Genomic DNA, 25,233 nt, shown 5'->3' on the forward strand with positions numbered 1-25,233 from the left:
TGCCACAGCCCCCACGCGGTCAAGGCGTGATGCGGCAAGTCTGCTTGAAACGGGTGCACGAGAGCGGCTATCGCATCGGGCGATGATGGGATTCCGCGTTTTTGCCGTGTTTGGCCTGTGTCTGCTGCTGGCGGTCACGATTGTCTGCGATCCGGCCCATGCCCAGGACCGCGAGGTGCCCTACTGGGCGAGCCTGCGCTATGACGAGGTGCGCATGCGCGTCGGCCCGAGCGAGGAATATCCGATCGAATGGGTTTACAGGCGCAAGGGCCTGCCGGTGAAGGTGGTGCGGGTGCGCGAAGGCTGGCGCTTCGTCGAGGATCCCGAAGGGGCGCAGGGCTGGATCGCCCGCAGCCAGCTCGATCCCGAGCGCGGCGCACTTGTCACGGGCGAGGGGCTTGCCGATCTGCGCGCCGAACCGGCCGCGGCGTCCACGCTGCGCTGGCGCGCCGAGCCCGGCGTCGTCGGGAAGCTCAAGGGCTGCCGTGACAGTTGGTGCGAGCTCGATATCGGTGGACGCACCGGTTGGATCGCGCGCGAGCGCCTGTGGGGCGAAGAGGACTTGCCGGGCGACGAATAGCGCCGCCCGGCCTGGCGCTGTCAGACCAGTTCGACAGCGACCGCGGTGGCTTCTCCGCCGCCGATGCACAGCGAGGCGACACCGCGCTTCTTGCCTTGCGTCCTGAGCGCATTGAGCAGCGTGACGATGATCCGTGCGCCGCTGGCGCCGATCGGGTGGCCGAGAGCAGTGCCGCCGCCGTTGACGTTGATCTTGTCGTGCGGGATGCCGAGGTCGCGCATCGCGAACATCGCGACACAGGCGAACGCCTCGTTGACTTCGAACAGGTCGACATCCTCGACGCTCCAGCCCGCGCGCGAAAGCACCTTCTCGATCGCTGGGATTGGCGCAGTGGTGAACTTGGCAGGCGCGTGGGCATGGGCGGCGGTGGCGACAACGCGGGCGACGGGGGCAAGGCCCCTGTCCTTGGCCACGCTCTCGCGCGTCAGAACCAGCGCGGCAGCGCCGTCGGAAATCGAGCTGGACGTCGCCGCGGTGATCGTGCCGTCCTTGGCGAAGGCGGGGCGCAATTGCGGGATCTTGTCGGGGCGGCCCTTGGACGGTGCCTCGTCGTGCTCGACCACCACGTCACCCGCGCGGGTCGACACGGTCACCGGCACGACCTCGCCCGCAAAGGCTCCGGTTTCGATTGCCTTGCTCGCGCGTGCCAGCGATTCGATGGCGTAGGCGTCCATCTCCTCGCGGGTCATCTGGTATTCGTTGGCGGTTTCCTGTGCGAAGGTGCCCATCGCGCGGCCCGGTTCGTAGGCATCTTCGAGCCCGTCGAGGAACATGTGGTCATAGGCCGTGTCATGCCCCAGCCGCGCGCCCGAACGGTGCTTCTTGAGCAGGTAGGGGGCATTGGTCATGCTCTCCATCCCGCCAGCAACGACCACGTCGATGGTGCCGCTGGCAAGGGCTTCTGCGCCCATGATGACGGTCTGCATGCCGCTGCCGCAGACCTTGTTGACCGTGGTTGCCTCGACGCTAAGCGGCAGGCCGGCCTTGATCGCGGCCTGGCGTGCCGGTGCTTGGCCGAGACCTGCGGGCAGGACGCAGCCGATATAGGCGCGGTCGATATCCTCGCCCGCCACGCCCGCGCGCTCGACCGCGGCCTTGACCGCCACAGCACCAAGATCGGTTGCGGCGACGTCGGCAAGGGCGCCCTGCATGGCGCCCATCGGGGTGCGGGCGTAGGAAAGGATCACGATCGGATCAGCGGGGGAAAGTTGGGTCATGACTGGTCGTCCCTCGATAGGATGTGGTCAGGTTGGGGGCGGCTCTAATGCTGCATTGCGACAATGGCAATTATACCTTCGCTGCGCCAAGATGCTTGTCAGACCGCTGGCTTTCCGCAAGAACAGGTCGCAAATTAAAACGCATATGTCCGAACGGGAGAACGACATGGCTGACGACCGCCGCGATGAACTCGAAGCCCTGCTCGCGCGGCAACGCGCCGCCTTCACCGCCTCGCGGCCCGAGCCGCTATCGCAGCGCAAGGACCGCATCCGCCGTGCGATGGCGCTGGTGAAGGAGCATGGTGAGGAATTCGCCAAGGCGATGAGCGCCGATTTCGGCAGCCGATCGATCCAACAGTCGATGCTGACCGACATCGCCGCCACGGTCGGCGCGGGTGCCCATGCATTGAAGCACATCGACCAGTGGTCGAAGCCCGAAAAGCGCAAGGTTCAGTTTCCGCTTGGACTGTTGGGCGCAAGGGCCGAGGTTCGCTATGAGCCCAAGGGGGTTATCGGCATCCTCAGTCCGTGGAATTTTCCGGTGCAGCTGGCTTATGGTCCGCTCATGCAGGTGCTCGCCGCGGGCAACCGGGCGATGATAAAGCCCAGCGAGTTCACCGAACGCACCAGCGAGCTGATGGCACAGCTGACCGCCGAGTATTTCGCGCCCGAGGAAGTCGCGGTGATGACCGGCGGGCCCGAGGTGGCCGCTGCCTTTTCGTCGCTGCCCTTCGATCACCTCGTCTTTACTGGTTCGACCGCGACAGGACGCCGGGTGATGCAGGCAGCCGCTGAAAATCTCGTACCGGTGACACTGGAGCTGGGAGGCAAGTCGCCGGTCATCATGGGGCGCAGCGCCGATTTCGCCAAGGCCGGTGAACGTATCGCAATCGGCAAGATGATGAATGCAGGGCAAATCTGCCTTGCGCCGGATTACCTGATGGTGCCCGATGACAAGGCCGACGAGGCGGTTGCGGGCGTGACCGGTGCGGCGGCGGCAATGTATCCGCGCCTGCTCGACAATGACGACTATGCTTCGATCGTCTCCGACCGCCATTTCGAGCGGCTTCAGGGTCTGGTTGCCGATGCGCGTGACAAGGGCGCCGAGGTGATAGAGGTTAACCCGGCAGGGGAAGACTTCGGAAATGCCAACCAGCGCAAGATGCCGCTGACCGTGCTGCGCGGGGTCAACGACGAGATGACCGTGATGCAGGAGGAGATCTTCGGCCCCGTCCTGCCGGTGATGACCTACAAATCGGTCGATCAGGCGGTGGATTACGTCAATGATCATGATCGCCCACTTGGTCTTTACTATTTCGGCGAGGATCGCGCCGAGCAGGAGCGCGTGCTCACCCGCACCATTTCGGGCGGGGTGACCACCAATGACGTGGTGTTCCACGTCTCGATGGAAGACCTGCCTTTCGGCGGGGTCGGCCCGTCGGGTATGGGCAGCTATCACGCGATCGAGGGCTTCCGCGAATTCAGCCATGCGCGCGCGGTCTATCACCAGCCGAAGATCGACATTGCCAAGCTGGGCGGGCTGAAGCCGCCCTATGGCAAGGCGACCGATCAGGCGGCGGCGCGGATGATGAAATAGGCGGGAACGCATTTTGCCATCCGGCGGCAACGGGCCGGCTGCAACGAGCGTTCGATTTCATGCAACATCTCTGAGGGCTTTTGCCTGAGTCGCAGGCTTGCGCCGAGCACGCGACAGGCTTAGGGGCGACCCGAGGGATTAATAGCTTGGACATCGCCGTGATCGATCTCAGCCAGTATCTGCCGATACTGTTATTCATTCTCATCGCGTTCGGATTGTCGATCCTGTTTGTGGTCGCTCCGATGGCGGTGTCGCGGCTGACCGGCGCGCACAACCCCGATGCGGAAAAGCTCAGCGAGTACGAATGCGGCTTTCCCGCCTTCGAGGACGCGCGCAGCCAGTTCGACGTGCGCTTCTACCTCGTCGCGATCAGCTTTATCATCTTCGATCTCGAAGCAGCCTTCCTGTTTCCCTGGGCCGTCAGTCTCGGCGAGACAGGCTGGACCGGATGGCTGGGCATGATGGTGTTCCTGTTCATCCTCGCGGTCGGACTTGCCTATGAATGGAAGAAAGGGGCGTTGGACTGGGAATGAATAATACCGTTTCTCCTCCCCAGGGACTTCCTGATGTCTCGGCTCTCAGCACCGCCAAGGGCGGCGAGGTGCGTCAGCCCGATGCGAGCTATTTCACCGCGCTCCAGACCGAAGTGAACGACAAGGGTTTCCTCGTCACTTCGACCGAAGAGCTGTTTCAGTGGGCGCGCACCGGCAGCCTGTGGTGGATGACCTTCGGGCTCGCCTGCTGCGCGGTCGAGATGATCCATGTGAACATGCCGCGTTATGATATGGAGCGCTTCGGCATCGCCCCGCGCGCTTCCCCGCGCCAGTCGGACGTGATGATCGTGGCGGGCACGCTGTGCAACAAGATGGCCCCGGCGCTGCGCAAGGTCTATGACCAGATGTCTGATCCCAAATATGTGATCAGCATGGGCAGCTGCGCAAATGGCGGTGGCTATTACCATTACAGCTACAGCGTCGTGCGCGGCTGCGACCGCATCGTGCCGGTCGACATCTACGTGCCCGGCTGCCCCCCGACCGCCGAGGCGCTGCTCTATGGCGTGATGCAATTGCAGCGCAAGATTCGCCGCGTGGGCACGATCGAGAGGTAAGGGCGAGAGATATGGCCGTTCTTCATTCCGCCCCGAAGTTCGCTTCGAACGAGGGCGTGATCGACGCTATCAGCGAAACGATCAGCGTCTGGCTGATCGAAGCTGTCGAGGCGCATGGCGAAGTGATCTTCCGCGTCGAGCGCGACAGCCTCGACAAGGTGCTGCGGACCCTGCGCGATGACCATGCATATCAGCAACTGATGGAAATTGCGGGCGTCGACTACCCCGACCGGGCCGAACGGTTCGAAGTCGTCTACATGCTGCAAAGCCTCACGAAGAACCACCGCGTGATGGTGAAGTGTTCGGCCAGCGAAGACACGCCGGTGCCGACCGTGACCACGCTGTGGCCCAATGCTGGCTGGCTCGAACGCGAGGTGTTCGACATGTACGGCGTGACCTTTGCGGGCAATCCCGACTTGCGCCGCATTCTCACCGATTACGGCTTTGAAGGGCACCCGTTCCGCAAGGACTTCCCGATGACCGGCTATACCGAACTGCGCTATTCCGAAGAGGAAAAGCGCGTCGTTTACGAGCCGGTGGAACTCGCGCAGGAAATGCGGACGTTCGATTTCCTCTCGCCGTGGGAAGGCGCCGATTACGTGCTGCCCGGAGATGAAAAGGCTGACGAGAAAGCCCCCGCCAAGCCGGAGACGGAGGCGAAGAAATGAGCATGCAACTCGAAGAATCGCCGACTACCGAAGGCGAAGTCATCTCCAACTACACGATCAATTTCGGCCCCCAGCACCCGGCCGCGCATGGCGTGCTGCGCATGGTGATGGAGCTTGACGGCGAGGTGATCGAACGGATCGACCCGCATGTGGGCCTGCTCCACCGCGGTACCGAAAAGCTGATCGAGCAGAAGACCTACCTCCAGGCGCTGCCCTATTTCGACCGGCTCGACTATTGCTCACCGCTCGCCATGGAGCACTCTTATGTGCTGGCGATCGAGAAGCTCCTCAACATCGAGGTGCCGCTCCGTGCGCAATATCTGCGCGTGCTGTTCGCCGAGCTGACCCGCATCTGCAACCACATGCTCAACATCGGCGCGCACGTGATGGATGTGGGCGCGATGACGCCCAACCTGTGGGTGTTCGAACTGCGCGAGGACTGCCTTAACTTCTTCGAGCGGGCGTCGGGCGCGCGCATGCACTCGGCCTGGTTCCGTCCCGGCGGCGTGCACCAGGATGTGCCGGAAAAGCTGCTGGTCGATATCGGCGACTGGCTCGACAACCGTCTGCCCGAACTGTTCGGCGATGCGATGAGCCTTGTGATCGACAACCGCATCTTCAAGCAGCGCAATGTCGATATCGCCGTGGTCAGCCGCGAAGACGCGGTGGCATGGGGCTTTTCCGGCCCGATGATCCGCGCTGCGGGCATCCCGTGGGATCTGCGCAAGAGCCAGCCCTATGATGTCTATGACCGGATGGAGTTCGACATCCCGGTGGGCACCAATTCGGACTGCTATGACCGCTTCATGGTGCGCGTGAAGGAAGTCTACGAAAGCGCGAAGATCATCAAGCAGTGCCTGCGCGACATGCCGCAAGGCCCGATCGCCAGCACCGACGGCAAGGTTTCGCCCCCCAAGCGCGGCGAAATGAAGCAGTCGATGGAAAGCCTGATCCACCACTTCAAGCTCTACACCGAAGGCTTCCACGTGCCTGCGGGCGAGGTTTACGTGGCGACCGAAAGCCCCAAGGGCGAATTCGGCGTCTATCTCGTCAGCGACGGCACCAACAAGCCGTACCGCTGCAAGATCCGCCCCACCGCCTTCTCGCACCTTCAGGCGATGGATTTCATGAGCCGCGGCCACATGCTGCCCGACGCGACGGCTATTCTCGGCGCGATCGATGTCGTTTTTGGTGAGTGTGACAGATAATGGCTGACCGTACCCCCGCTCCCGACACCCCCGAACTGCGCGCGCGCTGGGGGGCGTTCGAATGGACGCCGGAGAACAAGAAAACCGCCGACTGGCACATTGCCAAGTATCCCGAAGGGCGCCAGCGTTCGGCGGTGATGCCGCTGCTCGACCTCGCCCAGCGGCAGGTCGGGGCGGAGACCGATACGCAGGGGTGGCTGCCGCTGCCGGTGCTCGAATATGTCGCCAAGTATCTCGACATGCCGGTGATCCGCGTGCTCGAGGTCGCCAGCTTCTATTTCATGTACAACCTCAAGCCCGTGGGCAAATTCCACGTGCAGGTGTGCGGCACCACGCCCTGCATGCTGCGCGGGAGCGATGACATCATGGCCGCCTGCAAGAAGCGCGGAATGGTGAAGGGCGGGGTCTCGGCGGATGGCCTGTGGACCCTCACTGAAGTCGAATGCATGGGCAATTGCGCGACCGCGCCGATGGTCCAGATCAATGACGACAATTACGAGGACCTGACCCCCGAGCGGCTCGACGCGGTTCTGGATGCGCTGGCGGCGGGCCAAAGCCCCAAGACCGGCACGCAGGAGCCGGGGCGGCATACCTCCGAGCCTACGGGCGGGCCGACCACGCTCAAGGACATGGTCACCGAAAACCACGATTACCGGGGCGAGTGGTGATGGGCAACAAGGCGCAAATCGGTGGCGGGCTGATAGGCCTCATGTTCCTAGGGCTCGCCGTATTCGAGTTCCTGAGCGGCGACAGCTGGGTCGTGTGGGCGATCCTCGGATTCCTGTTCGGCGGCTTTGGCGCGGCCTGTCGATTGTTGAAAGGCAGGGACCGCTCGTGACCGCCGTCGCCTCCCTCCTTGGCGCAGCCGTGCTGGCCTTCATCGCCTACAAGGTGCTGATGGGCCTGATGCGCGTGGGGGTGATCCTGCTCATTCTGGCGGTGCTCTACGGACTCTACACCCAAGGGGTGATCGGATGAGCCCGTTGACACTTGCCTTTGCGGGGGCCGGGCTGCCCGGTTTTGCGCTCGGCGCCTATTTCAGCGCGACGGGCAAGGCCGAGATGGGCGTGATTCTGATGGGTCTGGGCCTTGTCTTCCAGGTGATTTCGCTGGTGCGCCTGAAGCGCGCCAAACAACAAGGAAAGCAGTAATGCTCGCCGATAAGGATCGCATCTTCACCAACCTCTACGGCTTCCAGGACTGGGGCCTGAAGGCGGCGCAGCAGCGTGGCGACTGGGACAACACCAAGGCGCTGCTCGAACGCGGGGCCGATGCGGTTATCGAGGAAATCAAGGCTTCCGGCCTGCGCGGGCGGGGCGGGGCGGGCTTCCCGACCGGCCTCAAGTGGTCTTTCATGCCCAAGGAATCGCGCGACGGCCGGCCGAGCTTCCTCGTCATCAATGCCGACGAATCCGAACCCGGCTCGTGCAAGGACCGCGAGATCCTGCGCCACGATCCGCACAAGCTGGTCGAGGGCGCGCTGGTCGCCGGTTTCGCGATGCGCGCGCGGGCGGCCTATATCTACATCCGCGGCGAATATATCCGCGAGGCCGAGACGCTCCAGAAGGCGATCGACGAAGCCTATGCGGCGGGTTTCATCGGCAAGAACGCCTGCAAGTCGGGCTATGACTTCGACGTCTTCATGCACCGGGGCGCGGGCGCCTACATCTGCGGCGAAGAGACCGCGATGATCGAGAGCCTCGAAGGCAAGAAGGGTCAGCCGCGCCTCAAGCCCCCGTTCCCGGCAGGCGCGGGACTTTATGGCTGCCCGACCACGGTCAACAATGTCGAGAGCATCGCAGTCGCGCCGACGATCCTGCGGCGCGGGGCTTCGTGGTTCAGCTCCTTCGGGCGCGAGAACAACAAGGGCACCAAGCTGTTCCAGATCTCCGGCCACGTGGAAAAGCCCTGCGTCGTGGAAGAAGCGATGAGCATCCCCTTCGAGGAGCTGATCGAAAAGCACTGCGGCGGCATCCGCGGCGGGTGGGACAATCTGCTTGCCGTTATCCCCGGCGGTTCATCCGTGCCACTGGTGCCTGCCGAGCAAATCCGCAACGCACCGATGGACTTTGATGGCCTCAAGGAACTGGGCTCCGGCCTCGGCACGGCGGCGGTCATTGTCATGGACAAGTCGACTGACATCGTCCGTGCGATCAGCCGCCTCTCCTACTTCTACAAGCACGAGTCCTGCGGCCAGTGCACCCCCTGCCGCGAAGGCACGGGCTGGATGTGGCGCATGATGGAGCGCCTGCGCACAGGCGATGCGGCAATCGAGGAAATCGACATGCTGCAGGAAGTCACCAGGCAGGTTGAAGGCCACACCATCTGTGCGCTCGGCGACGCCGCCGCATGGCCGATCCAGGGCCTCATCCGCCATTTCCGTCCCGAGCTTGAGCGGCGGATCAACGAGCATAACGCGCAATTCCAAGAGGCAGCCGAGTAATGCCCAAGGTCACCGTAGACGGTCAGGAAATCGAGGTCCCGGCGGGCGCCACTGTGCTCCAGGCCTGCGAGCTGGCGGGCAAGGAAATCCCGCGCTTCTGCTATCACGAGCGGCTCAGCATCGCCGGCAATTGCCGCATGTGCCTTGTCGAGGTGAAGCCCGGGCCGCCCAAGCCGCAGGCCTCCTGTGCGCTGCCCGCTGCCGAGGGTCAGGAAATCCGCACCGACAGCCCGATGGTCAAGAAGGCTCGCGAGGGCGTGATGGAGTTCCTGCTCATCAACCACCCGCTCGATTGCCCGATCTGCGATCAGGGCGGCGAGTGCGATTTGCAGGATCAGGCGGTCGCCTATGGCCGCGGCGGCTCGCGTTTTGCCGAGAACAAGCGCGCCGTCACCGAGAAATACATGGGCCCGCTGATCAAGACGATCATGACCCGCTGCATCCACTGCACTCGCTGCGTTCGCTTCTCGGAAGAAATCGCGGGCGTGGACGAGATCGGCGCGCTGTACCGCGGCGAGGACATGCAGATTACCACCTATCTGGAGCAGGCGGCGGCGCACGAGCTTTCGGCGAATGTCATCGACCTGTGCCCGGTCGGTGCGCTGACCTCGCGGCCCTATGCTTTCGAGGCGCGGCCGTGGGAGCTGAAGAAGACGCTCAGCATCGACGTCTCGGACGCGGTCGGGGCCAACATCACGCTCCATTCCAAGGGCCGAGAAGTCATGCGGGCGCTGCCGCGCGTCAACGACGACGTCAACGAGGAGTGGCTGTCGGACAAGGGCCGTTATCAGGTCGATGGCCTCACCAAGCGCCGTCTCGACCGCGTGTGGGTGCGCCGCGAGGGCAAGCTCCAGCCCGCCGAGTGGACCGAAGCTTTCGGGATGATCGCGGGTGCCTTGGCAAGCGACAAGGCCAGCATCGCTGCGGTCGCGGGCGATCTGCTCGATGCCGAGACGATGTTTGCCGCCAAGGCGCTGGTCAATGCCTGCGGATCGCAGCTCACCGAGGCGCGCCAAACCGGCATGACCTATGATGTGTCGAACCTTGCCGCAGTCAACTTCAACAGCACCTTTGCAGGCATCGAGACCGCCGACGCGATTCTGATCGTCGGCAGCAATGTCCGCTGGGAAGCCGCGTTGCTCAACGTGCGCCTGCGCAAAGCGGTGAAGGCGGGCGCCAAGGTCTACATCATCGGCCCCGAATGGGATCCGACCTATCCGGCGACCTTCCTCGGTTCCGATCTCAAGCTGCTCAACCGCATCCCCAAGGAACTGGGTGACGTTATGAAGTCGGCCCAGCGTCCGGCGGTGATCCTCGGCGCGGCGGCGCTGTCCAAGGGCGCGCTTCCGGCGGCGCTCAAGCTGGTCGACAAGTTCGGGCTGGTGCGTGAGGGCTGGAACGGCTTCAACGTGCTGCACATCTCGGCGGCGCGCATGGCGTCGCTGATGCTCGGCTTCACGCTTGCGGGCGGCATGGCCGACATCGCCGCCGCCAAGCCGAAGGTGCTGCTCAGCCTCGGCGCGGACGAGATGGACTATGCGCCCTACGCCAAGAGCCTTAAGGTCTATATCGGCCACCACGGCGACAAGGGCGCGCACCACGCTGACATCATCCTTCCGGGCGCGTCCTATGCCGAGAAGGACGGCACCTACGTCAACACCGAGGGCCGCGTGCAGTTTGCCGAGAAGGCGGTCTTTGCCCCCGGTGACGCGCGCGAGGACTGGACGATCCTGCGCGCGCTGGCGGACGCGCTGGGCGTCACAGTCGGCTTCGACAGCTTCGCCGAATTGCAGGCCGCGATGATCGCCGCCGTGCCTGCGCTGGGCGAGGAAGGCCTTGCCGATTACGGTGCGCTGCCCAAGGCGGACAGCTCCGCCAAGGCTGAAGGCGAGATTGCGGGCTACCCGATCAAGGACTTCTACCTCACCAACCCCATCGCCCGCGCCAGCGCGGTAATGCAGCAGTGCTCGGACGAATTGCTCCACGGTGCTGACGTCAAGGAGGCCGCAGAGTGAGCGACGCATTCACCCGCGCGGTTGCGCGTTTCACGCCGCATTTCCTGATCGCGTTCTTCGTGCTCGCGATCGGCGGCACCGTTGCGACTAATGGCCCCGTGATCGACAACCTGTTCTACGGGAGCTGGCTGCTTATCGCGGCCGCGCTGCTGACCCGGCTCGACATCTATATGGAGGCCCGTTCGTGACCGCCTTCTTCCAATCCCTCGGCCTTCCCTACGAATGGGCGTGGACCGTCGCCACCGTGGTCGCGATCGTGGTGGTGTCGCTGCTTGTCATGTTCAGCGTGGCGATGGTGATCTATGTCGACCGCAAGGTGCTGGGCGCGATCATGCTGCGGCGCGGGCCGAACGTGGTCGGGCCGTTCGGGCTGCTGCAATCCTTCGCGGATGGCCTGAAGGTGTTCCTGCAGGAAACCATCATCCCCACGGCCGCGAACAAGGGCATCTTCCTGCTCGCGCCGATCATCACCTTCACCGTGGCGCTTGCCGCATGGGCGGTGATTCCGTTCTGGGATGGCGGAGTGATCGCCGACATCAACGTGGGCCTGCTCTACATCCTCGCGATCTCCTCGATGGGGGTTTACGGCGTGGTGATGAGCGGGTGGGCGTCTAACTCCAAATACCCGTTCTTCTCGGCGATGCGCGCCTCGGCGCAGATGATCTCCTACGAAGTCTCGATCGGCTTCGTGCTGGTCTGCGTGGTGCTGTTTGCGGGCACGTTCAACCTCGGCGGCATCGTCCGCGCGCAGCAGAGTTTTGGGCTGGGCGTGATCAACGCCTATGCGGTGCACCCGCTGCTGTTCCCGATGTGGGTGGTGTTCTTCATCTCGGCCCTCGCTGAAACCGCGCGCGCGCCGTTTGACCTGACCGAGGCCGAGAGCGAGCTCGTCGCGGGCTACCAGACCGAATATTCCTCGATGAGCTTCGCGCTGTTCTGGCTGGGTGAGTATGCGAACATCCTGCTGATGTGCTCGCTCAACACGCTGCTGTTCTGGGGCGGGTGGCTGCCGCCGCTTGATATTCCGGTGCTCTACATGGTGCCGGGGATCGTGTGGTTCCTCGTCAAGACCTTCCTGTTCTTCTTCATGTTCAGCTGGATCTGGGCGACGGTGCCGCGCTACCGCTACGACCAGCTGATGCGCCTCGGGTGGAAGGTGTTCCTGCCGATGAGCCTGCTGTTCGTCGCAGTGACCAGCGGGTACCTGATGGCGACGGGGCATTTCGACAAGGTCGGCATCGCCGAGGTGCCCGCAACTGCCACCGAAATCGTCCAAACCAACCCCGCGCAGCCGACTGCTGTGAGAGGCCAGTCATGACCACCGTCTCCCACCTCATCAAATCGTTCACCCTCTGGGAATTCCTCAAGGCGCACGCCTTGACGCTGAAGTATTTCTTCAAGCCCAAGGCGACGATCAACTACCCCTTCGAGAAGTCGCCGCTCTCGCCCCGCTTCCGGGGTGAACACGCGCTGCGCCGTTACCCGAACGGCGAGGAACGCTGCATCGCGTGCAAGCTGTGCGAGGCCGTGTGCCCGGCGCAGGCGATCACGATCGAGAGCGAACCGCGCGAGGACGGCAGCCGCCGCACCACCCGCTACGACATCGACATGACCAAGTGCATCTTCTGCGGCTTCTGCCAGGAAGCCTGCCCGGTCGATGCGATCGTCGAGGGGCCGAATTTCGAATATGCCACCGAAACCCGCGAGGAGCTGCTTTACGACAAGGCCAAGCTGCTTGCGAATGGTGACAAATGGGAACGGGCCATCGCGGCCAATCTTGAAGCCGACGCACCCTATCGCTAGGGCGCGCCACAAACAGAACACAACCGCGCGGGCGGCGCTCCGGCAAACCCCGCGCAGACGCAATTCGGGATCAGTAAGGACGGCTCTCGGAACCGCACGTCAGGCGGGACAATCCGAAGGTTGGGGACCAGCATGATACAGGCCATCGCCTTCTATTTCTTCGCGACCATCGTGGTCGGCGCCGCCGTGATGACGATCATGGCGCGCAATCCCGTGCATTCGGTGCTGTGGCTGATCATGGCATTCTTCAACGCTGCCGGCCTGATGGTGCTGGTGGGCGCGGAGTTCATCGCGATGCTGCTGGTGATTGTCTATGTCGGCGCGGTCGCGGTGCTGTTCCTGTTCGTCGTGATGATGCTCGACATTGATTTCGCCGCGATGCGCGCAGGCTTCAGCCGCAATGCGCCGCTGGGGCTGGCGGTGGCCGCGGTGCTGCTGGCCGAACTGCTGCTGGGGGTCGGGGCCTATAACGCGGGCGGGCTGACGCTCGGTTCGCCCGATGGTTCCGCGATGCAGGCGGCAGACACCAGCAATATCGAGGCATTGGGCGCGCTGCTTTACGGCAAGTATATCGCGCTCTTCGAGATCGCAGGGATTATCCTGCTGGTGGCGATGATTGGCGCGATCGTGCTGACCTTCCAGCCGCCCAAGCCCGGTGCGCGGGCGCGGCAGGACGTGGGCAAGCAGATCCGTCGCCGTCCCGAGGAGGCAACCGTCATGAAGCACCCGGAGATCGGGCAGGGGGTCGAGCTGTGATCGGCATCGAACATTACCTCACCGTCGGCGCGATCCTGTTCGTGCTCGGCGTGCTGGGGATCTTCCTCAACCGCAAGAACGTGATCGTCATCCTGATGGCGGTCGAACTCATCCTGCTGGCGGTGAACCTCAATCTCGTCGCCTTCAGCGCCTTCATGCAGGACCTCGTCGGCCAGATCTTCGCGATGCTGGTGCTGACCGTTGCGGCGGCCGAGGCGGCGATCGGCCTCGCCATCCTCGTCATCTACTTCCGCGGCCACGGCTCGATCGCGGTCGACGATATCAACCGGATGAAGGGGTAAAGCGCTCGTGCATCCGATCCTTATCATCGTGTTCGGCCCGCTGCTGGCCGCGCTGGTCGCGGGGCTGGGTAACCGCATGATCGGCAATGTGGCGGCAAAGTCCGTCACTACCGGTGCGCTGTTCCTTTCGGCGGGGCTGAGCTGGCCGATCTTCCTCGGCTTCCTCGGCGGGACGCAGAGCGCCGAAGTGGTCGAAGTTCTCAAGTGGGTGGAAAGCGGCACGCTCTCCTTCGACTGGAGCCTGCGGGTCGATACGCTTACCGCGATCATGTTGGTGGTGATCAACAGCGTGTCGGCGCTCGTGCACCTCTATTCGTGGGGGTACATGGAGGAAGACCCGGACCAGCCGCGCTTCTTCGCTTACCTCTCGCTGTTCACCTTCGCGATGCTGATGCTGGTGACGGCCGACAACCTGGTGCAGATGTTCTTCGGATGGGAAGGGGTGGGCCTTGCCTCCTACCTGCTGATCGGCTTCTGGTTCAAAAAGCCCAGCGCAGGCGCGGCGGCGATCAAGGCCTTCGTGGTCAACCGCGTCGGCGACCTTGGCTTCATGCTCGGCATCTTCGGCACCTATCTGGTGTTCCAGACGACTTCGATTGCCGAGATCCTCGCCGCCGCCCCGGCTATGAGCGGCTCGACCATCACCTTCGTCGGCATGCGCCTCTACACCATGGATATCCTGTGCATCCTGCTGTTCATCGGGGCGATGGGCAAGTCGGCGCAGCTGGGCTTGCACACGTGGCTGCCCGACGCGATGGAAGGCCCGACGCCGGTCTCGGCGCTGATCCACGCGGCGACCATGGTGACAGCGGGCGTGTTCATGCTGTGCCGCCTCTCGCCGATGTTCGAGACCGCGCCGACCGCGCTCACTATCGTCACCATCGTCGGGGCTGCGACCTGCTTCTTTGCCGCCACCATCGGTACGACGCAGTGGGACATCAAGCGGGTGATCGCCTATTCGACCTGCTCGCAGCTGGGCTACATGTTCTTTGCGGCAGGCGTCGGGGCATACGGGGCGGCGATGTTCCATCTGTTTACCCACGCCTTCTTCAAGGCGCTGCTGTTCCTGGGCGCGGGCAGCGTAATCCACGCGATGCACCACGAACAGGACATGCGCTTTTACGGCGGCCTTCGTAAGCACATCCCGTTGACTTTCTACGCGATGCTGGCGGGCACGCTGGCGATCACGGGTCTGGGGGTCTACCACCTCGGCGTCGGTTTCGCGGGCTTCTGGTCCAAGGATGCGATCCTCGAAGTCGCCTTCGCGCGCGGCACGCAGGTGTCCACCACCGCCTTCTGGCTGGGCGTGGGTGCCGCTCTGCTGACCAGCTTCTATTCGTGGCGCCTCCTGTTCCTCACTTTCTGGGGCAAGCCGCGCTGGATCGAGAGCGAGCACATTCAGCACGCCGTCCACAAGACGCCGGAAGAAGCGGGCGAGGATACCACCGGCGGCTATCACCCGCATGAAAGCCCGGTTTCAATGCTGATCCCGCTTGGCGTGTTGACCATCGGCGCGGTGGCAGCGGGCCAGGTGTTCGCACCCAAGTTCCTTGACGAGGCCGCCTTCTGGGCCGGATCGATCTTCTATAACGAGCCGCTAATCCACGCGATGCACGCGGTGCCATACTGGGTGAAGTATTCGGCCTTCGTCGTAATGCTGCTCGGTTTCATGGGTGCTTACGTGGCCTACATCGCCAAGCCCGATATCCCGGCGAAGTTCGTCGCTGCCTTCGGCCCGCTTCACAACTTCGTGTTCCGCAAGTGGTACTTCGACGAGCTCTATGACGCGATCTTCGTGAAGCCTGCCTTCTGGCTCGGCCGCAAGTTCTGGCAGCTTGGCGATATCGGCACGATTGATCGCTTCGGCCCCAACGGCATCGCCTGGGTGGTCGATCGCAGCGCCACCGCGGCCAAGTCGATCCAGTCGGGCTACGTCTACACCTATGCGCTGATCATGCTCCTCGGGCTGGTCGCCGCTGTCACCTACGTTCTGCTTTAGGAGCGCGCTTCGTAATGGAAGGCCTTCCCATCCTGTCGCTGATGATGCTCGTGCCGCTGGCGGGCGCGCTTGCGTGCCTGTTCGCGGGCGCCAACGCGGCGCGGTGGATCGCGCTCGGAGCGACGCTTGTCACCTTCGCGCTCGGTATCGTGCTGTGGTCCAACTACGAGATCGGCGGGGCGCAGTGGCAATTCACCGAAAAGGCCGATCTGTTCGCAGGCTTCAGCTATGCGCTCGGGATCGACGGGATTGCGCTGCTGCTGATCATGCTCAGCGTGTTCCTGATGCCGGTCTGTATCCTCGCCAGCTGGGACTCGATCGAAAAGCGCGTCGGCGAATACATGGCCGCCTTCCTGTTCATGGAAGTGCTGATGATCGGCACCTTCGCGGCGCAGGACCTGTTCCTGTTCTACGTCTTCTTCGAGGCGGGCCTGATCCCGATGTATCTGATCATCGGGGTGTGGGGCGGGGACAACCGCATCTACGCGAGCTACAAATTCTTCCTCTACACTCTGCTCGGCTCGGTTCTGATGCTGATCGCGATGTTCTGGATGGTGGCCGAGGCGGGCACGTCCGACATTCCGACGCTGATGCAGTACGATTTCCCGGCTGAGGCGCAGACCTGGCTGTGGCTGGCCTTCTTCGCCAGCTTTGCGGTCAAGGTCCCGATGTGGCCGCTGCACACCTGGCTGCCCGACGCGCACGTGCAGGCGCCCACCGCCGGTTCTGTCATCCTTGCGGGCGTGCTGCTCAAGCTAGGCGGCTATGGTTTCATCCGCTTCAGCCTGCCGATGTTCCCCGAGGCCTCCGCCCAGTTCGCATGGCTTGTGTTTGTGCTGTCGATGGTGGCGGTAGTCTACACCTCGCTGGTGGCGCTGGTGCAGGCCGACATGAAGAAGCTGATCGCCTATTCGTCCGTGGCGCACATGGCGATCGTCACCGTCGGCCTGTTCGCCTTCAACGTGCAGGGGCTGGAAGGCGCGATGATCATCATGCTCAGCCACGGCCTTGTCTCGGGCGCTTTGTTCCTGTGCGTGGGGGTGATCTACGATCGCCTGCACACCCGCGAGATCGCGCGCTATGGCGGCCTTGCGATCAACATGCCGTATTATGCGCTGTTCTTCCTGCTGTTCACCATGGCGAGCATCGGCCTGCCGGGCACCAGCGGCTTCGTAGGCGAGTTCCTTGCGCTGGCGGGCATCTACCAGACCTCAAGCCTCGTCGCGCTGATTTCGACCACAGGCATCATCCTCGGCGCGGCCTATATGCTTTACCTCTATCGCCGGGTGGCCTTTGGCGGGCAGGTCAACGAGGACGCTGCTGCAATGTCCGATATCACGGCGCGCGAATGGGTGATGATGGCGCCGATTGCCGCAGCGGTAATGTGGATGGGGGTTTACCCCGAAAGCTTCCTTGCGCCGATGCGCGCCGATATAGCGGTGCTCGACGCAAGGCTCGCCGCTGCAGCCCCCGCTTCTGATGCGCAGCTTGCCCCCGGCACTCCGCGCGCCGAGGCGGCCAATGCGGTCACCCATGATTCTGCCGCCGAGGAGGGCGCGCACTGATGGATTTCGCTCCTTCCTTCGCGCTGATCGCGCCTGAACTGCTGCTGATCGGCGCGGGCCTTGCGCTGCTGCTGGTCGCTGCCTGGGGCGGGGACAAGGCCGCGCGCCCGATGGCGATCGCCGCCGCCGCTGCGCTGTTCGGCGCGGGCTTTCTGCTGGTGCCGGGCCTGCATCTCGGTGCGGACGGTCCGGCGACGTTGGCATTTGGCGGCCTGATCAAGGTCGACAGTTTCGCGCTGTTCGCCAAAGCACTGATCTATCTTGCCGCGATCGGCGCGCTGATGGTGGCCCCGGCATTCTTCACGAGTGCAGCTGCCGGCACCGAGCGGGTGATGCGCGCGGAATATCCCGTGCTGGTGGTCTTCGCGACCGTGGGCATGAGCATCATGGTCTCGGCCAATGATTTCATGAGCCTCTATCTCGGGCTCGAATTGAACAGCCTGTCGGCCTATGTGCTGGCCGCTATCCTGCGCAAGGACACCCGCTCGGGCGAGGCGGGGCTGAAGTATTTCGTGCTCGGCGCGCTTGCTTCGGGGATCCTGCTTTACGGGATGAGCCTGCTCTATGGCTTTACCGGCGGCACCAGCTTCACCGCAGTGCGCGCCGGCTTGAGCGGCGAGCTGGCCTATGGCCCGCTGTTCGGGGTGATCTTCGTGCTTGCCGGGCTCGCCTTCAAGATTAGCGCGGTGCCGTTCCACATGTGGACGCCGGATGTCTACGAAGGCGCGCCCACTCCGGTGACCGCCTTCTTCGCCACGGCTCCCAAGGTCGCTGCCGTCGCGCTCACCGCGCGGGTGGTGTTCGAGGTATTCGGCGCGCAGATCGCCGCCTGGCAGCAGATCGTGATGTTTACCGCGCTCGCCTCGATCATCTTCGGCGCGCTTGGCGCAATCGGTCAGGAGAATTTGAAGCGGCTGCTTGCCTATTCCTCGATCAACAATATCGGCTTCATCCTGCTCGGCCTCGCGGTCGCTAATCAGGCTGGCGCGAGCGCGATGCTGGTCTACCTGTTCATCTATGTCGCGATGAGCCTCGGCAGCTTCGTCGCGCTGTTGATGCTGCGCGACGACGAGGGCGCGCTGTTCGAGACCTTCGCCGATATCCGCGGTCTTTCGGTCACGCGGCCCGCCATCGCGTGGGCGCTGCTGCTGTTCATGTTCAGCCTTGCGGGCATCCCGCCGCTGCTCGGCTTCTACAGCAAGTTCGTGGTGTTCCAGGCGACGGTCGAGGCAGGCCTGATTGCCTTTGGTGCCATCGCCATCGCCGCGAGCGTGATCGGGGCGTTCTATTACATCAAGTTCGTCAAGGTGATGTTCTTCGATGAACCCGCAGGTGTTGTCACCGGCAAGAGCGAAACGGGCCACTGGGCGCTGCTCGGCCTTACGGCACTGATTATCTCGCCGCTCGGCTATCTGCTCACCCCGTCGCTGAGCGATCTGGCCGACAAGGCCGCAGCCTCGCTGTTCCTCGCGGTTTGATCGAACTCGTCGAACAGACCGGCTCGACCAACGCGGATCTCGCCGCGAAGCTGCGTTCGGGCGAGGGCTGGGCGGAGGGAGACTGGCTGGTCGCCCGACGCCAGACGGCAGGGCGCGGACGGCAGGGACGAGAATGGTTCGACGGCACAGGCAATTTCATGGGCTCGACTGTGGTGAGCCTCGGCGAGGGAGGTCCGCCACCTGCCACACTCAGCTTCGTCGCCGCGCTGGCCGTGCGCGATGCCTGTGCAGCCGCTTTGGGTGATAGAGGCAAGCTGGGACTCAAATGGCCCAATGACGTGCTGCTGGGTGGGGGCAAGCTTTCGGGCATCCTGCTTGAAATGGTCCGTGGGCACATCGTCGTGGGGATCGGGGTGAACCTCGCCCGCGCACCGCAATTGCCCGACCGCAAGACTGCGGCGTTCGCCGAGCTTTCCATGCCGCCGCAGCCGGAGGACTTTGCTGTCAGCCTTGCCGCCGCCTTTGATCGCAGGCTGGAGGCATGGAGGACCTACGGTCTCGGTGCCACGCTTCATGCCTTTCTTGGCGCATCGATCCATGCAGCCGGCTCGTCGCTAACCGTCCACGACACCGATGGCTCGGTGCTGTCGGGCTCCTTTGCGGGACTGGAGGAAAGTGACGGCGCTTTGCGGCTGCGCTTGGCGGATGGCAGCGAACGTGTCATTCGCGCAGGCGATATTTCGTAATCTGAGGAAAAAGGCCCATGCTGCTCGCCGCCGATGTCGGGAACACCAATGTCGTCTTCGCGCTGTTCACCTACGAACCGGACGGGACGCACACCATTCGCGCCCGCTGGCGGATTGCCACCGATCCGCGCCGGACGGGCGACGAGTATGCGGTGTGGCTGCTGCAATTGCTCAAGATCGAGGGTGTCGAGCGGGACGAGATCACCCAGATCATCGTCGCCTCGGTGGTGCCGCGCGCCGATCATAACCTGACGGTGTTATGCCAGAAATATTTCGGCATCACGCCGCTGTTTGCCGGGCAGGGCGCGGCGCGCTGGCGGTTTGATATCGACGTCGACCAGCCTTCCTCGCTCGGCGCCGACCGCGCGCTCAACATCCTGGCCGCCCATCACAAGTATGGCGGCGATCTGATCGTGGTCGATTTCGGCACCGCCACCAAGTTCGAGGCGGTCGATTTCACCGGCGCCTACAAGGGCGGCTCGATTGCGCCCGGGATCAATCTTTCGCTCGACGCGCTGGTGGGCAAGACCGCCAAGCTTCCGCGCATCGCCATCCGCGCACCCGAAAGCCGCAGCGTCATCGGCCGCAATACCGAAGACCAGATGCTGATCGGCGTTTTCTGGGGCTATGTGGCAATGATGGAAGGGATGGTTGCGCGCATGAAGGGCGAAATCGGTCGTCCGGCAAAGGTTGTCGCCACCGGCGGGCTCGCCATATTGTTCGACGACGCAACCGAGATCTTCGATCATGTCGATGCCGACCTGACGCTCGATGGTCTCGCCATCCTGGCCCGACTTGCTGAAAACGCCTGATCCTCTCATCACAGAACCGGACAGATCTTGAAGAACGATTTCGCTCCCGAAGACGAACTGCTTTTCCTCGCACTTGGTGGTTCGGGAGAGATTGGCATGAACGTCAATCTCTACGGCTGTCAGGGCAAATGGCTGATGGTCGATCTCGGCATGACCTTTTCCGGCACCGAATATCCGGGGGTCGATCTGGTGTTTGCGGATCTCGATTTCATCGAGGAGCGGGTGGACGACCTGCTCGGCATCGTCCTCACTCACGCACACGAGGACCATATCGGCGCCGTGCCCTATTTCGCGGGCGAACTTGGCGTACCGCTTTATGCCACGCCTTTCACCGCCGATCTGGTGGCGCGAAAGCTGGAGGAGGCCGGGCTGCTCGGCAAGGTCGAACTCAACATCATCGAAGATGACAGCGGCGCGCTCGACATCGGCCCGTTCAGCATCACCTATATCCCCCTCGCGCACTCGATTGCCGAGGGCAACGCGCTGCTGATCGATACCCCGCACGGGCGTATATTTCATACCGGCGACTGGAAGCTCGACGAGGAGCCGATCATCGGCGAGCCGACAACCGAGGAAGAACTGCGCGCCATCGGTGATGAAGGCGTGCTGGCGCTGGTGTGCGATTCCACCAATGTCTTCAATCCCAATCCTTCGGGCAGCGAAGGCGCGGTCCACCGCGCGCTGATGGAGGAGGTCGCGCGCCATTCCGGCAAGCGGGTGGTCGTGACCACCTTCGCAAGCAATGTCGCGCGGCTCCAGACGCTGGGCGAGGTTGCGCGCGAAACCGGGCGGCAGATCGTTGTCGCGGGCCGCTCGCTCGACCGGATCATCGAGGTGGCGCAGGACAATGGCTATCTGGAAGATTTTCCGACCCCGGTCGATTTCGACACCGCCATGGGCCTGCCGCGCGGCGAGGTGCTGATCCTTGCGACAGGCGGCCAGGGCGAGCCGCGTGCGGCGTTGGCGCGCATGGCCGAGAACAATCATCCGATCGAACTGACCGCCGGCGATGTGGTGCTGTTTTCCTCGCGCCAGATCCCGGGCAACGAGATTCCCATCGGCCGCATCCAGAACCAGCTTGCCGCGCGCGGGATCACGATGGTGACCGACCGGCAGGCCTTCATCCACGTCTCGGGCCATCCGGGCCGGCCGGAGCTGGAAGCGCTCTACGAATGGCTCAAGCCCGAGGTGCTGGTGCCGGTACATGGCGAGATGCGCCACATGGCCGAGCAGGCGCGGGTCGGCAAGGCGGCGGGCATTCCGGCACAAGTGGTGCAGAAGAACGGCGATATCGTCCGCCTCGCGCCGGGCAAGCCGGGCAAGCTCGCCGAGGTGCGCGCGGGCCGTCTGGTGCTCGACGGCGACATCATTGCACCTGCGAACGGCGAAGCCATCACGATGCGCCGCCGGATCGCTGCCGAGGGCGTGATGGTGGTGGTTCTGGTGCGCGGATCCGCCCCGATCATCGAAGCAATTGGCTTGCCGCTCGATGAGGATATGCCCGATTTCCTCGAAGAGGCCGCCACAGACGTTCTCAACGCCATTTCCCGGCTTAAGGGCAAGGACGCGCGCGATCCGGCTGCGGTACACGAGGCCGCGCGCCTCGCTGCCCGCCGCGCGGCGCAGCGCTGGTCTGGCAAGCGTCCGCAAGTGCGGGTGGTGATGCCGGGGGCCGTCGACTGATGCAGATCACCTCGATTGCGGCGATCTACTTCCTGTTCTGGGTCATGAGTGCCTTTGTCATGCTGCCCTTTGGTGTGCGCACGGCAGATGAGGCCGGTGTCGAGAAGGTGCCCGGACAGGCCGAGAGCGCGCCGGTGAATTTCCGGCCTGGCCGGTTGGCTCTGCGGGCAACGATCATCGCCGCTTTGCTTACCGCGCTGTTCGTGGCGAACTACGAATACGCATGGATCACCATCGCCGATATCGACGTTCTGCCCAAACCGCCGGGAGCGGCCGCAGACTAGTTGCGGAAGCGCTGGATCGCCTGGGCGAGCACCACGTAAAGCTTGCCCATGTCGGAACCCAGCATCGTCACGCTCAGCACATGGCCGTCACGTGTCGAAAGGGTCGAACGCAGCATTGCCTCGAAGTCGTGGATGTAGCGGCTGACATTGGTCCTGAAGGCTTCGTCACGCTGGTAAAGATCTGCAATGTCCCGCGCACCGCCATTGTCGATCAGACGGACCGCGCGACGGGTGAAAATCCCGCGATCGCCCTTGAGATAGGCATCCCATGCCGTATCGGCGACCTCCGCCGACAGCGCGCCGCTGATATCGATGGCCGCCGAATTGAGGCTGTCGGTAATCAACGCCATGCGCCGCGCGAAGTCGTTGTTGACCTGTTCTTCTGCCAGTTCTCGGGCACGACTGACGCGCTGTTCGAGATTGCCGGTCAGCTCGTTCACCCGCACCAACTGGTCGCGCAGCTGGATGATGACCTCGCGCCCGACGCCCGAAGCGTGGGCGGTAGCCTGCTCGATCTTTCCGATGGTAGCTGCGCTTTCGTTGCGCAAGGTTCTCTCAAGCACTTCCACGGCTTCGCTGCCGAGGCTTTCGGCCAGCGCTGTAGCTCTCTCGCGGGTTCCTTCCTCCAGTGTCGCGAAGGCCTGCGCAATGGCGGTCTCGAGCGCCGCCAGGGCCGTGCGGAGCTGTGTTTGCGTGTCGCCCGCAAGCGCGCCGCTCTCCTCGGCCAGCCGGGCAAACCCGCCTCGCAGTCCCTGCAATTTTGCCAAAGCATCGTCCGACTGTTCGGAAAGCTTGGCGCGGAAGTCCGCTATGGCCGCGTCCGCTGCCTCGATGTCGCTACGGGTCTTGAGCAGGTATTCTGAAAGGTCATTACCGCTCTGGCCGGTCCGCAGCATGAGCTGGCTGACGTCGCTTGCGCGCCTTTCCACGGCAACAAGACTTTCATTGGCCGAGCCGATTGCCTGCTGCAGGTCTTCCCGGCTCGTGCGCGCACCCGACTGGATGATTTCAAGCAGACGGATACCGCTTTCGGTTAGCTCTGCGAGCTTTGCTTCGGTTTCGGAGAGGGCGGCGCGCTTGGCGTTGAGTTTGTCGCCAAGCTCCTCGAACCCGGTCGCAAGACTGGTGCGCGCGGTCTCGCCCTGCTGGCCGATTTCCCCGAGCAACGCACCGAACCGGTCAAGTTGCGCGGCCAGCGCCTCGCCCTGCTCGACCAGTTTTTCGGCATCGGCGATCTGGGCCTCGCGTCGTTGGGCCAGAGCGTCATCAAGCGCTGCAAGGCGCTGTGAGAGCACTTCGCTGGCCTGGGCTTCGCGGGTGTCGAAAGCGGCCTGGCGCTGCTCGACTGCCTCGGCAAATTGCAGATCGCGTTCAGCAAGACGCGCGTCGATCCGCTCGGCTTCCCCGGTGATCGCCGCAATCCGCTTGCGCGCGGCGTCAAGTGCGCGTGCTTCGGTCTCCTCGACCAGCTGCAGGCGCGCGGCGACTTCCTGTTCAAGCGCCGCGAGTTCTGCGCGCATGTGTTCTCGCGCCGCTTCGTCGGCTGCGCGCAGACGTTCGCTTGCGGAAGCAATATCGGCTTCAAGCTGCGCGGTTTGTGACCGCAAGGCCTCGAGCGCCGCAGCCTCCGTCGCCTCCAACCTCTCGCGGTAAGCCGAAGCTTCTTCTTGCAGGCCGGTGAAGCGGTTGGCGACCAACCCCTCGATCCGCGCGACCTGCGTCTCGAAGCTGTCGATGGTCTGTCCCACGGTTGTGGCCAGGCCCTGGATCTGGGCTTCGCTGCTTGAGCCAAGCTTGCCAAGCTGTTCAAAGCCGCGGGTGAGCTGTTCCAGTTGCGCCGCGGCATTATTGCCCGCACCGCCGATCTGGTTGGCGACGTCCCGGGCGGCATTCGCGATTACCGGCAGATCGTCGCGCAGTCTGTTCATGTTCCCGAGCGCGGTTTCGCTCGCCGTGCCGATCGCATCGACCTGCGCGCCGTTGGTGGTGACGAGCTGTTGCAGTTCTGCGGCATGCGCGGAAATGCGCTCGGCCGCTATCCGGCCAAGCGCCTCCAGATCGCGCGATTGCGCGGCGAGAAACTCGCGGGCGAGGCTGAGTTCACGGTTGACGATCTTCAGCCGCTCCTCGAGCTGGGCGCTTTCGCGGCTGAGCAGGGCAGCGCTGGCGGCAAACCGGCCGGCTTCGGCGCGCGAGGAGCGCATCGCCAGCAGCCAGACAATACCGACGAGCCCGACAGGGACCGACCATTGCACAAGCCATCCGGCCCAGACGGAAGGCCCCGGTCCCGAGATCGCCTCGGAGGTGATCGTCCAGCCGAAAAAGCCGGTCCAGCCGATAACCAGCACAATCGCCAGCCACGGTGCCAGCCGGCTCGCTAGCGAGGGTGCCGGTATTTCCGAAGGTCCGTCTTCCCAAACGTCATCAAGCAACAGTTCCGACTCTTCAGCCGTTGCCTCGTTCGCCTGTCCTTCTGCCGGAACGGGGTTTGTTCCGACATCGCCCGGGCTGCTATTGCGCCCCAAGGCGCGCATCTGGTGCCGTCCTGCCATAAATGCATCATACCACAGCCGGAAACGGGATAAACCCCGCTTTAACCTAAAGGATGGTAGCCCCTTTCGTATGGCCTATGACAATGGTGCCCTTGATGCGACCCTTGCGGCAGCCGCCGGCGACAATCCCGCGCTGTTGGGTGAACTGCGCGCTGCGTTTCTCGAAAGCGCGACACGCCAGCTTGACCTGCTCAAGCGCGCCCGCTGTGACGGCAACTGGAACGTTGCGGCGATGCGGCTCAAGGGTCTTGCAGCGAGTTTCCACGCCGAGGAACTGCTCGCCGCGGCCGACAAGGCGCTCAATGCCGCTCCAGGCGAGCCGATGGCGATCCGCGAGATCGAAGGCGTCATCAACCGCTTCACGCGCACGGTCCGGCCCTGATCCTTCCGGCCGCCGGCCATTTTCGGCAAATCGACCTCCGGATGGCTTGAACCGCTGGCGCGGAAGCGCCAATC

Annotated in this window: 26 protein-coding genes and 1 pseudogene; 25 read left to right on the top strand and 2 right to left on the bottom strand. The window is 63.7% G+C overall.

Going from position 1 to position 25,233, the window contains the following annotated elements; all coding sequences use genetic code 11:
• Nucleotides 1–82 precede the first annotated feature (82 nt).
• Entirely contained in the window at nucleotides 83–580 is a 498-nt protein-coding gene (locus tag I603_RS03100) for an SH3 domain-containing protein (RefSeq protein WP_084439795.1), read from the top strand.
• 20 nt (nucleotides 581–600) lie between these two features.
• Here the strand turns inward: I603_RS03100 and I603_RS03105 are convergent, their stop codons facing one another.
• Nucleotides 601–1,797, bottom strand: coding sequence for an acetyl-CoA C-acyltransferase (locus tag I603_RS03105; protein ID WP_068862315.1), 1,197 nt, complete (start codon nucleotides 1,795–1,797; stop codon nucleotides 601–603).
• A gap of 166 nt (nucleotides 1,798–1,963) precedes the next feature.
• On the opposite strand from I603_RS03105, the gene I603_RS03110 reads away from it, so the two are divergent.
• The 23 genes and pseudogenes from I603_RS03110 (at nucleotide 1,964) to I603_RS03205 (ending at nucleotide 22,225) form a co-directional block, all read left to right on the top strand.
• On the top strand, nucleotides 1,964–3,394 hold the full coding sequence (locus I603_RS03110) for a coniferyl aldehyde dehydrogenase (RefSeq protein WP_198157210.1): 1,431 nt from the start codon (nucleotides 1,964–1,966) through the stop codon (nucleotides 3,392–3,394).
• Nucleotides 3,395–3,552: 158 nt separating this feature from the next.
• The gene (locus I603_RS03115; RefSeq protein ID WP_068862535.1) at nucleotides 3,553–3,927 is read left to right on the top strand and encodes an NADH-quinone oxidoreductase subunit A; all 375 of its coding nucleotides are present in this window, start codon (nucleotides 3,553–3,555) and stop codon (nucleotides 3,925–3,927) included.
• Nucleotides 3,924–4,502 (top strand): NuoB/complex I 20 kDa subunit family protein, encoded by a 579-nt coding sequence (locus I603_RS03120; protein ID WP_068862317.1) that lies wholly within the window; start codon nucleotides 3,924–3,926, stop codon nucleotides 4,500–4,502. The genes I603_RS03115 and I603_RS03120 overlap by 4 nt, the downstream gene beginning before the upstream one ends.
• Before the next feature lie 11 nt (nucleotides 4,503–4,513).
• Nucleotides 4,514–5,164: pseudogene (locus tag I603_RS03125) on the top strand (NADH-quinone oxidoreductase subunit C); the annotation flags it as partial.
• Between the two features lie 2 nt (nucleotides 5,165–5,166).
• A complete protein-coding gene (locus I603_RS03130) occupies nucleotides 5,167–6,378 on the top strand; it encodes an NADH-quinone oxidoreductase subunit D (RefSeq protein WP_068862319.1) in 1,212 nt (403 codons plus the stop codon).
• Nucleotides 6,378–7,046: an NADH-quinone oxidoreductase subunit NuoE gene (nuoE, locus tag I603_RS03135; protein ID WP_068862320.1), complete on the top strand. Its 669-nt coding sequence runs from the start codon at nucleotides 6,378–6,380 to the stop codon at nucleotides 7,044–7,046. Before I603_RS03130 ends, nuoE begins: the two co-directional genes overlap by 1 nt.
• Nucleotides 7,046–7,216 (top strand): hypothetical protein, encoded by a 171-nt coding sequence (locus I603_RS14670; protein ID WP_169711378.1) that lies wholly within the window; start codon nucleotides 7,046–7,048, stop codon nucleotides 7,214–7,216. Before nuoE ends, I603_RS14670 begins: the two co-directional genes overlap by 1 nt.
• Nucleotides 7,213–7,356 (top strand): hypothetical protein, encoded by a 144-nt coding sequence (locus I603_RS14675; RefSeq protein WP_169711379.1) that lies wholly within the window; start codon nucleotides 7,213–7,215, stop codon nucleotides 7,354–7,356. Before I603_RS14670 ends, I603_RS14675 begins: the two co-directional genes overlap by 4 nt.
• Nucleotides 7,353–7,529 carry a hypothetical protein gene (locus I603_RS14420; protein ID WP_157090850.1) on the top strand — a complete coding sequence of 59 codons (177 nt, stop codon included), beginning with the start codon at nucleotides 7,353–7,355 and terminating at the stop codon, nucleotides 7,527–7,529. The genes I603_RS14675 and I603_RS14420 overlap by 4 nt, the downstream gene beginning before the upstream one ends.
• Nucleotides 7,529–8,821 carry an NADH-quinone oxidoreductase subunit NuoF gene (gene nuoF / locus I603_RS03140; protein ID WP_068862321.1) on the top strand — a complete coding sequence of 431 codons (1,293 nt, stop codon included), beginning with the start codon at nucleotides 7,529–7,531 and terminating at the stop codon, nucleotides 8,819–8,821. Before I603_RS14420 ends, nuoF begins: the two co-directional genes overlap by 1 nt.
• The gene (gene nuoG, locus I603_RS03145; protein ID WP_068862322.1) at nucleotides 8,821–10,836 is read left to right on the top strand and encodes an NADH-quinone oxidoreductase subunit NuoG; all 2,016 of its coding nucleotides are present in this window, start codon (nucleotides 8,821–8,823) and stop codon (nucleotides 10,834–10,836) included. The genes nuoF and nuoG overlap by 1 nt, the downstream gene beginning before the upstream one ends.
• Complete coding sequence (locus I603_RS03150) at nucleotides 10,833–11,024, top strand: hypothetical protein (protein ID WP_068862323.1); 192 nt, start codon at nucleotides 10,833–10,835, stop codon at nucleotides 11,022–11,024. The genes nuoG and I603_RS03150 overlap by 4 nt, the downstream gene beginning before the upstream one ends.
• The gene (gene nuoH / locus I603_RS03155) at nucleotides 11,021–12,154 is read left to right on the top strand and encodes an NADH-quinone oxidoreductase subunit NuoH (protein WP_068862324.1); all 1,134 of its coding nucleotides are present in this window, start codon (nucleotides 11,021–11,023) and stop codon (nucleotides 12,152–12,154) included. Before I603_RS03150 ends, nuoH begins: the two co-directional genes overlap by 4 nt.
• On the top strand, nucleotides 12,151–12,639 hold the full coding sequence (gene nuoI, locus I603_RS03160) for an NADH-quinone oxidoreductase subunit NuoI (protein WP_068862325.1): 489 nt from the start codon (nucleotides 12,151–12,153) through the stop codon (nucleotides 12,637–12,639). The genes nuoH and nuoI overlap by 4 nt, the downstream gene beginning before the upstream one ends.
• A gap of 132 nt (nucleotides 12,640–12,771) precedes the next feature.
• Nucleotides 12,772–13,395 (top strand): NADH-quinone oxidoreductase subunit J, encoded by a 624-nt coding sequence (locus I603_RS03165; RefSeq protein WP_068862326.1) that lies wholly within the window; start codon nucleotides 12,772–12,774, stop codon nucleotides 13,393–13,395.
• Nucleotides 13,392–13,697, top strand: coding sequence for an NADH-quinone oxidoreductase subunit NuoK (nuoK, locus tag I603_RS03170; protein WP_068862327.1), 306 nt, complete (start codon nucleotides 13,392–13,394; stop codon nucleotides 13,695–13,697). The genes I603_RS03165 and nuoK overlap by 4 nt, the downstream gene beginning before the upstream one ends.
• 7 nt (nucleotides 13,698–13,704) lie before the next feature.
• Nucleotides 13,705–15,696, top strand: a complete 1,992-nt coding sequence (nuoL, locus tag I603_RS03175) for an NADH-quinone oxidoreductase subunit L (RefSeq protein WP_068862328.1) — start codon at nucleotides 13,705–13,707, stop codon at nucleotides 15,694–15,696.
• Between the two features lie 14 nt (nucleotides 15,697–15,710).
• Nucleotides 15,711–17,261: an NADH-quinone oxidoreductase subunit M gene (locus I603_RS03180; RefSeq protein ID WP_068862329.1), complete on the top strand. Its 1,551-nt coding sequence runs from the start codon at nucleotides 15,711–15,713 to the stop codon at nucleotides 17,259–17,261.
• Nucleotides 17,261–18,739 carry an NADH-quinone oxidoreductase subunit NuoN gene (gene nuoN, locus I603_RS03185; RefSeq protein WP_068862330.1) on the top strand — a complete coding sequence of 493 codons (1,479 nt, stop codon included), beginning with the start codon at nucleotides 17,261–17,263 and terminating at the stop codon, nucleotides 18,737–18,739. Before I603_RS03180 ends, nuoN begins: the two co-directional genes overlap by 1 nt.
• The gene (locus I603_RS03190) at nucleotides 18,736–19,446 is read left to right on the top strand and encodes a biotin--[acetyl-CoA-carboxylase] ligase (RefSeq protein ID WP_068862331.1); all 711 of its coding nucleotides are present in this window, start codon (nucleotides 18,736–18,738) and stop codon (nucleotides 19,444–19,446) included. Before nuoN ends, I603_RS03190 begins: the two co-directional genes overlap by 4 nt.
• 17 nt (nucleotides 19,447–19,463) lie before the next feature.
• On the top strand, nucleotides 19,464–20,258 hold the full coding sequence (locus I603_RS03195) for a type III pantothenate kinase (RefSeq protein ID WP_068862332.1): 795 nt from the start codon (nucleotides 19,464–19,466) through the stop codon (nucleotides 20,256–20,258).
• A gap of 27 nt (nucleotides 20,259–20,285) precedes the next feature.
• Nucleotides 20,286–21,941, top strand: coding sequence for a ribonuclease J (locus tag I603_RS03200; RefSeq protein ID WP_198157211.1), 1,656 nt, complete (start codon nucleotides 20,286–20,288; stop codon nucleotides 21,939–21,941).
• Nucleotides 21,941–22,225, top strand: a complete 285-nt coding sequence (locus I603_RS03205; protein WP_068862333.1) for a DUF1467 family protein — start codon at nucleotides 21,941–21,943, stop codon at nucleotides 22,223–22,225. The genes I603_RS03200 and I603_RS03205 overlap by 1 nt, the downstream gene beginning before the upstream one ends.
• Here the strand turns inward: I603_RS03205 and I603_RS03210 are convergent.
• Nucleotides 22,222–24,657, bottom strand: a complete 2,436-nt coding sequence (locus I603_RS03210; protein WP_232305229.1) for a coiled-coil domain-containing protein — start codon at nucleotides 24,655–24,657, stop codon at nucleotides 22,222–22,224. The genes I603_RS03205 and I603_RS03210 overlap by 4 nt on opposite strands.
• A 190-nt stretch (nucleotides 24,658–24,847) precedes the next feature.
• On the opposite strand from I603_RS03210, the gene I603_RS03215 reads away from it, so the two are divergent.
• A complete protein-coding gene (locus tag I603_RS03215) occupies nucleotides 24,848–25,159 on the top strand; it encodes a hypothetical protein (RefSeq protein WP_068862335.1) in 312 nt (103 codons plus the stop codon).
• Nucleotides 25,160–25,233: the final 74 nt, after the last annotated feature.

The organism is Erythrobacter dokdonensis DSW-74, from assembly GCF_001677335.1.
Lineage (GTDB): Bacteria > Pseudomonadota > Alphaproteobacteria > Sphingomonadales > Sphingomonadaceae > Erythrobacter > Erythrobacter dokdonensis.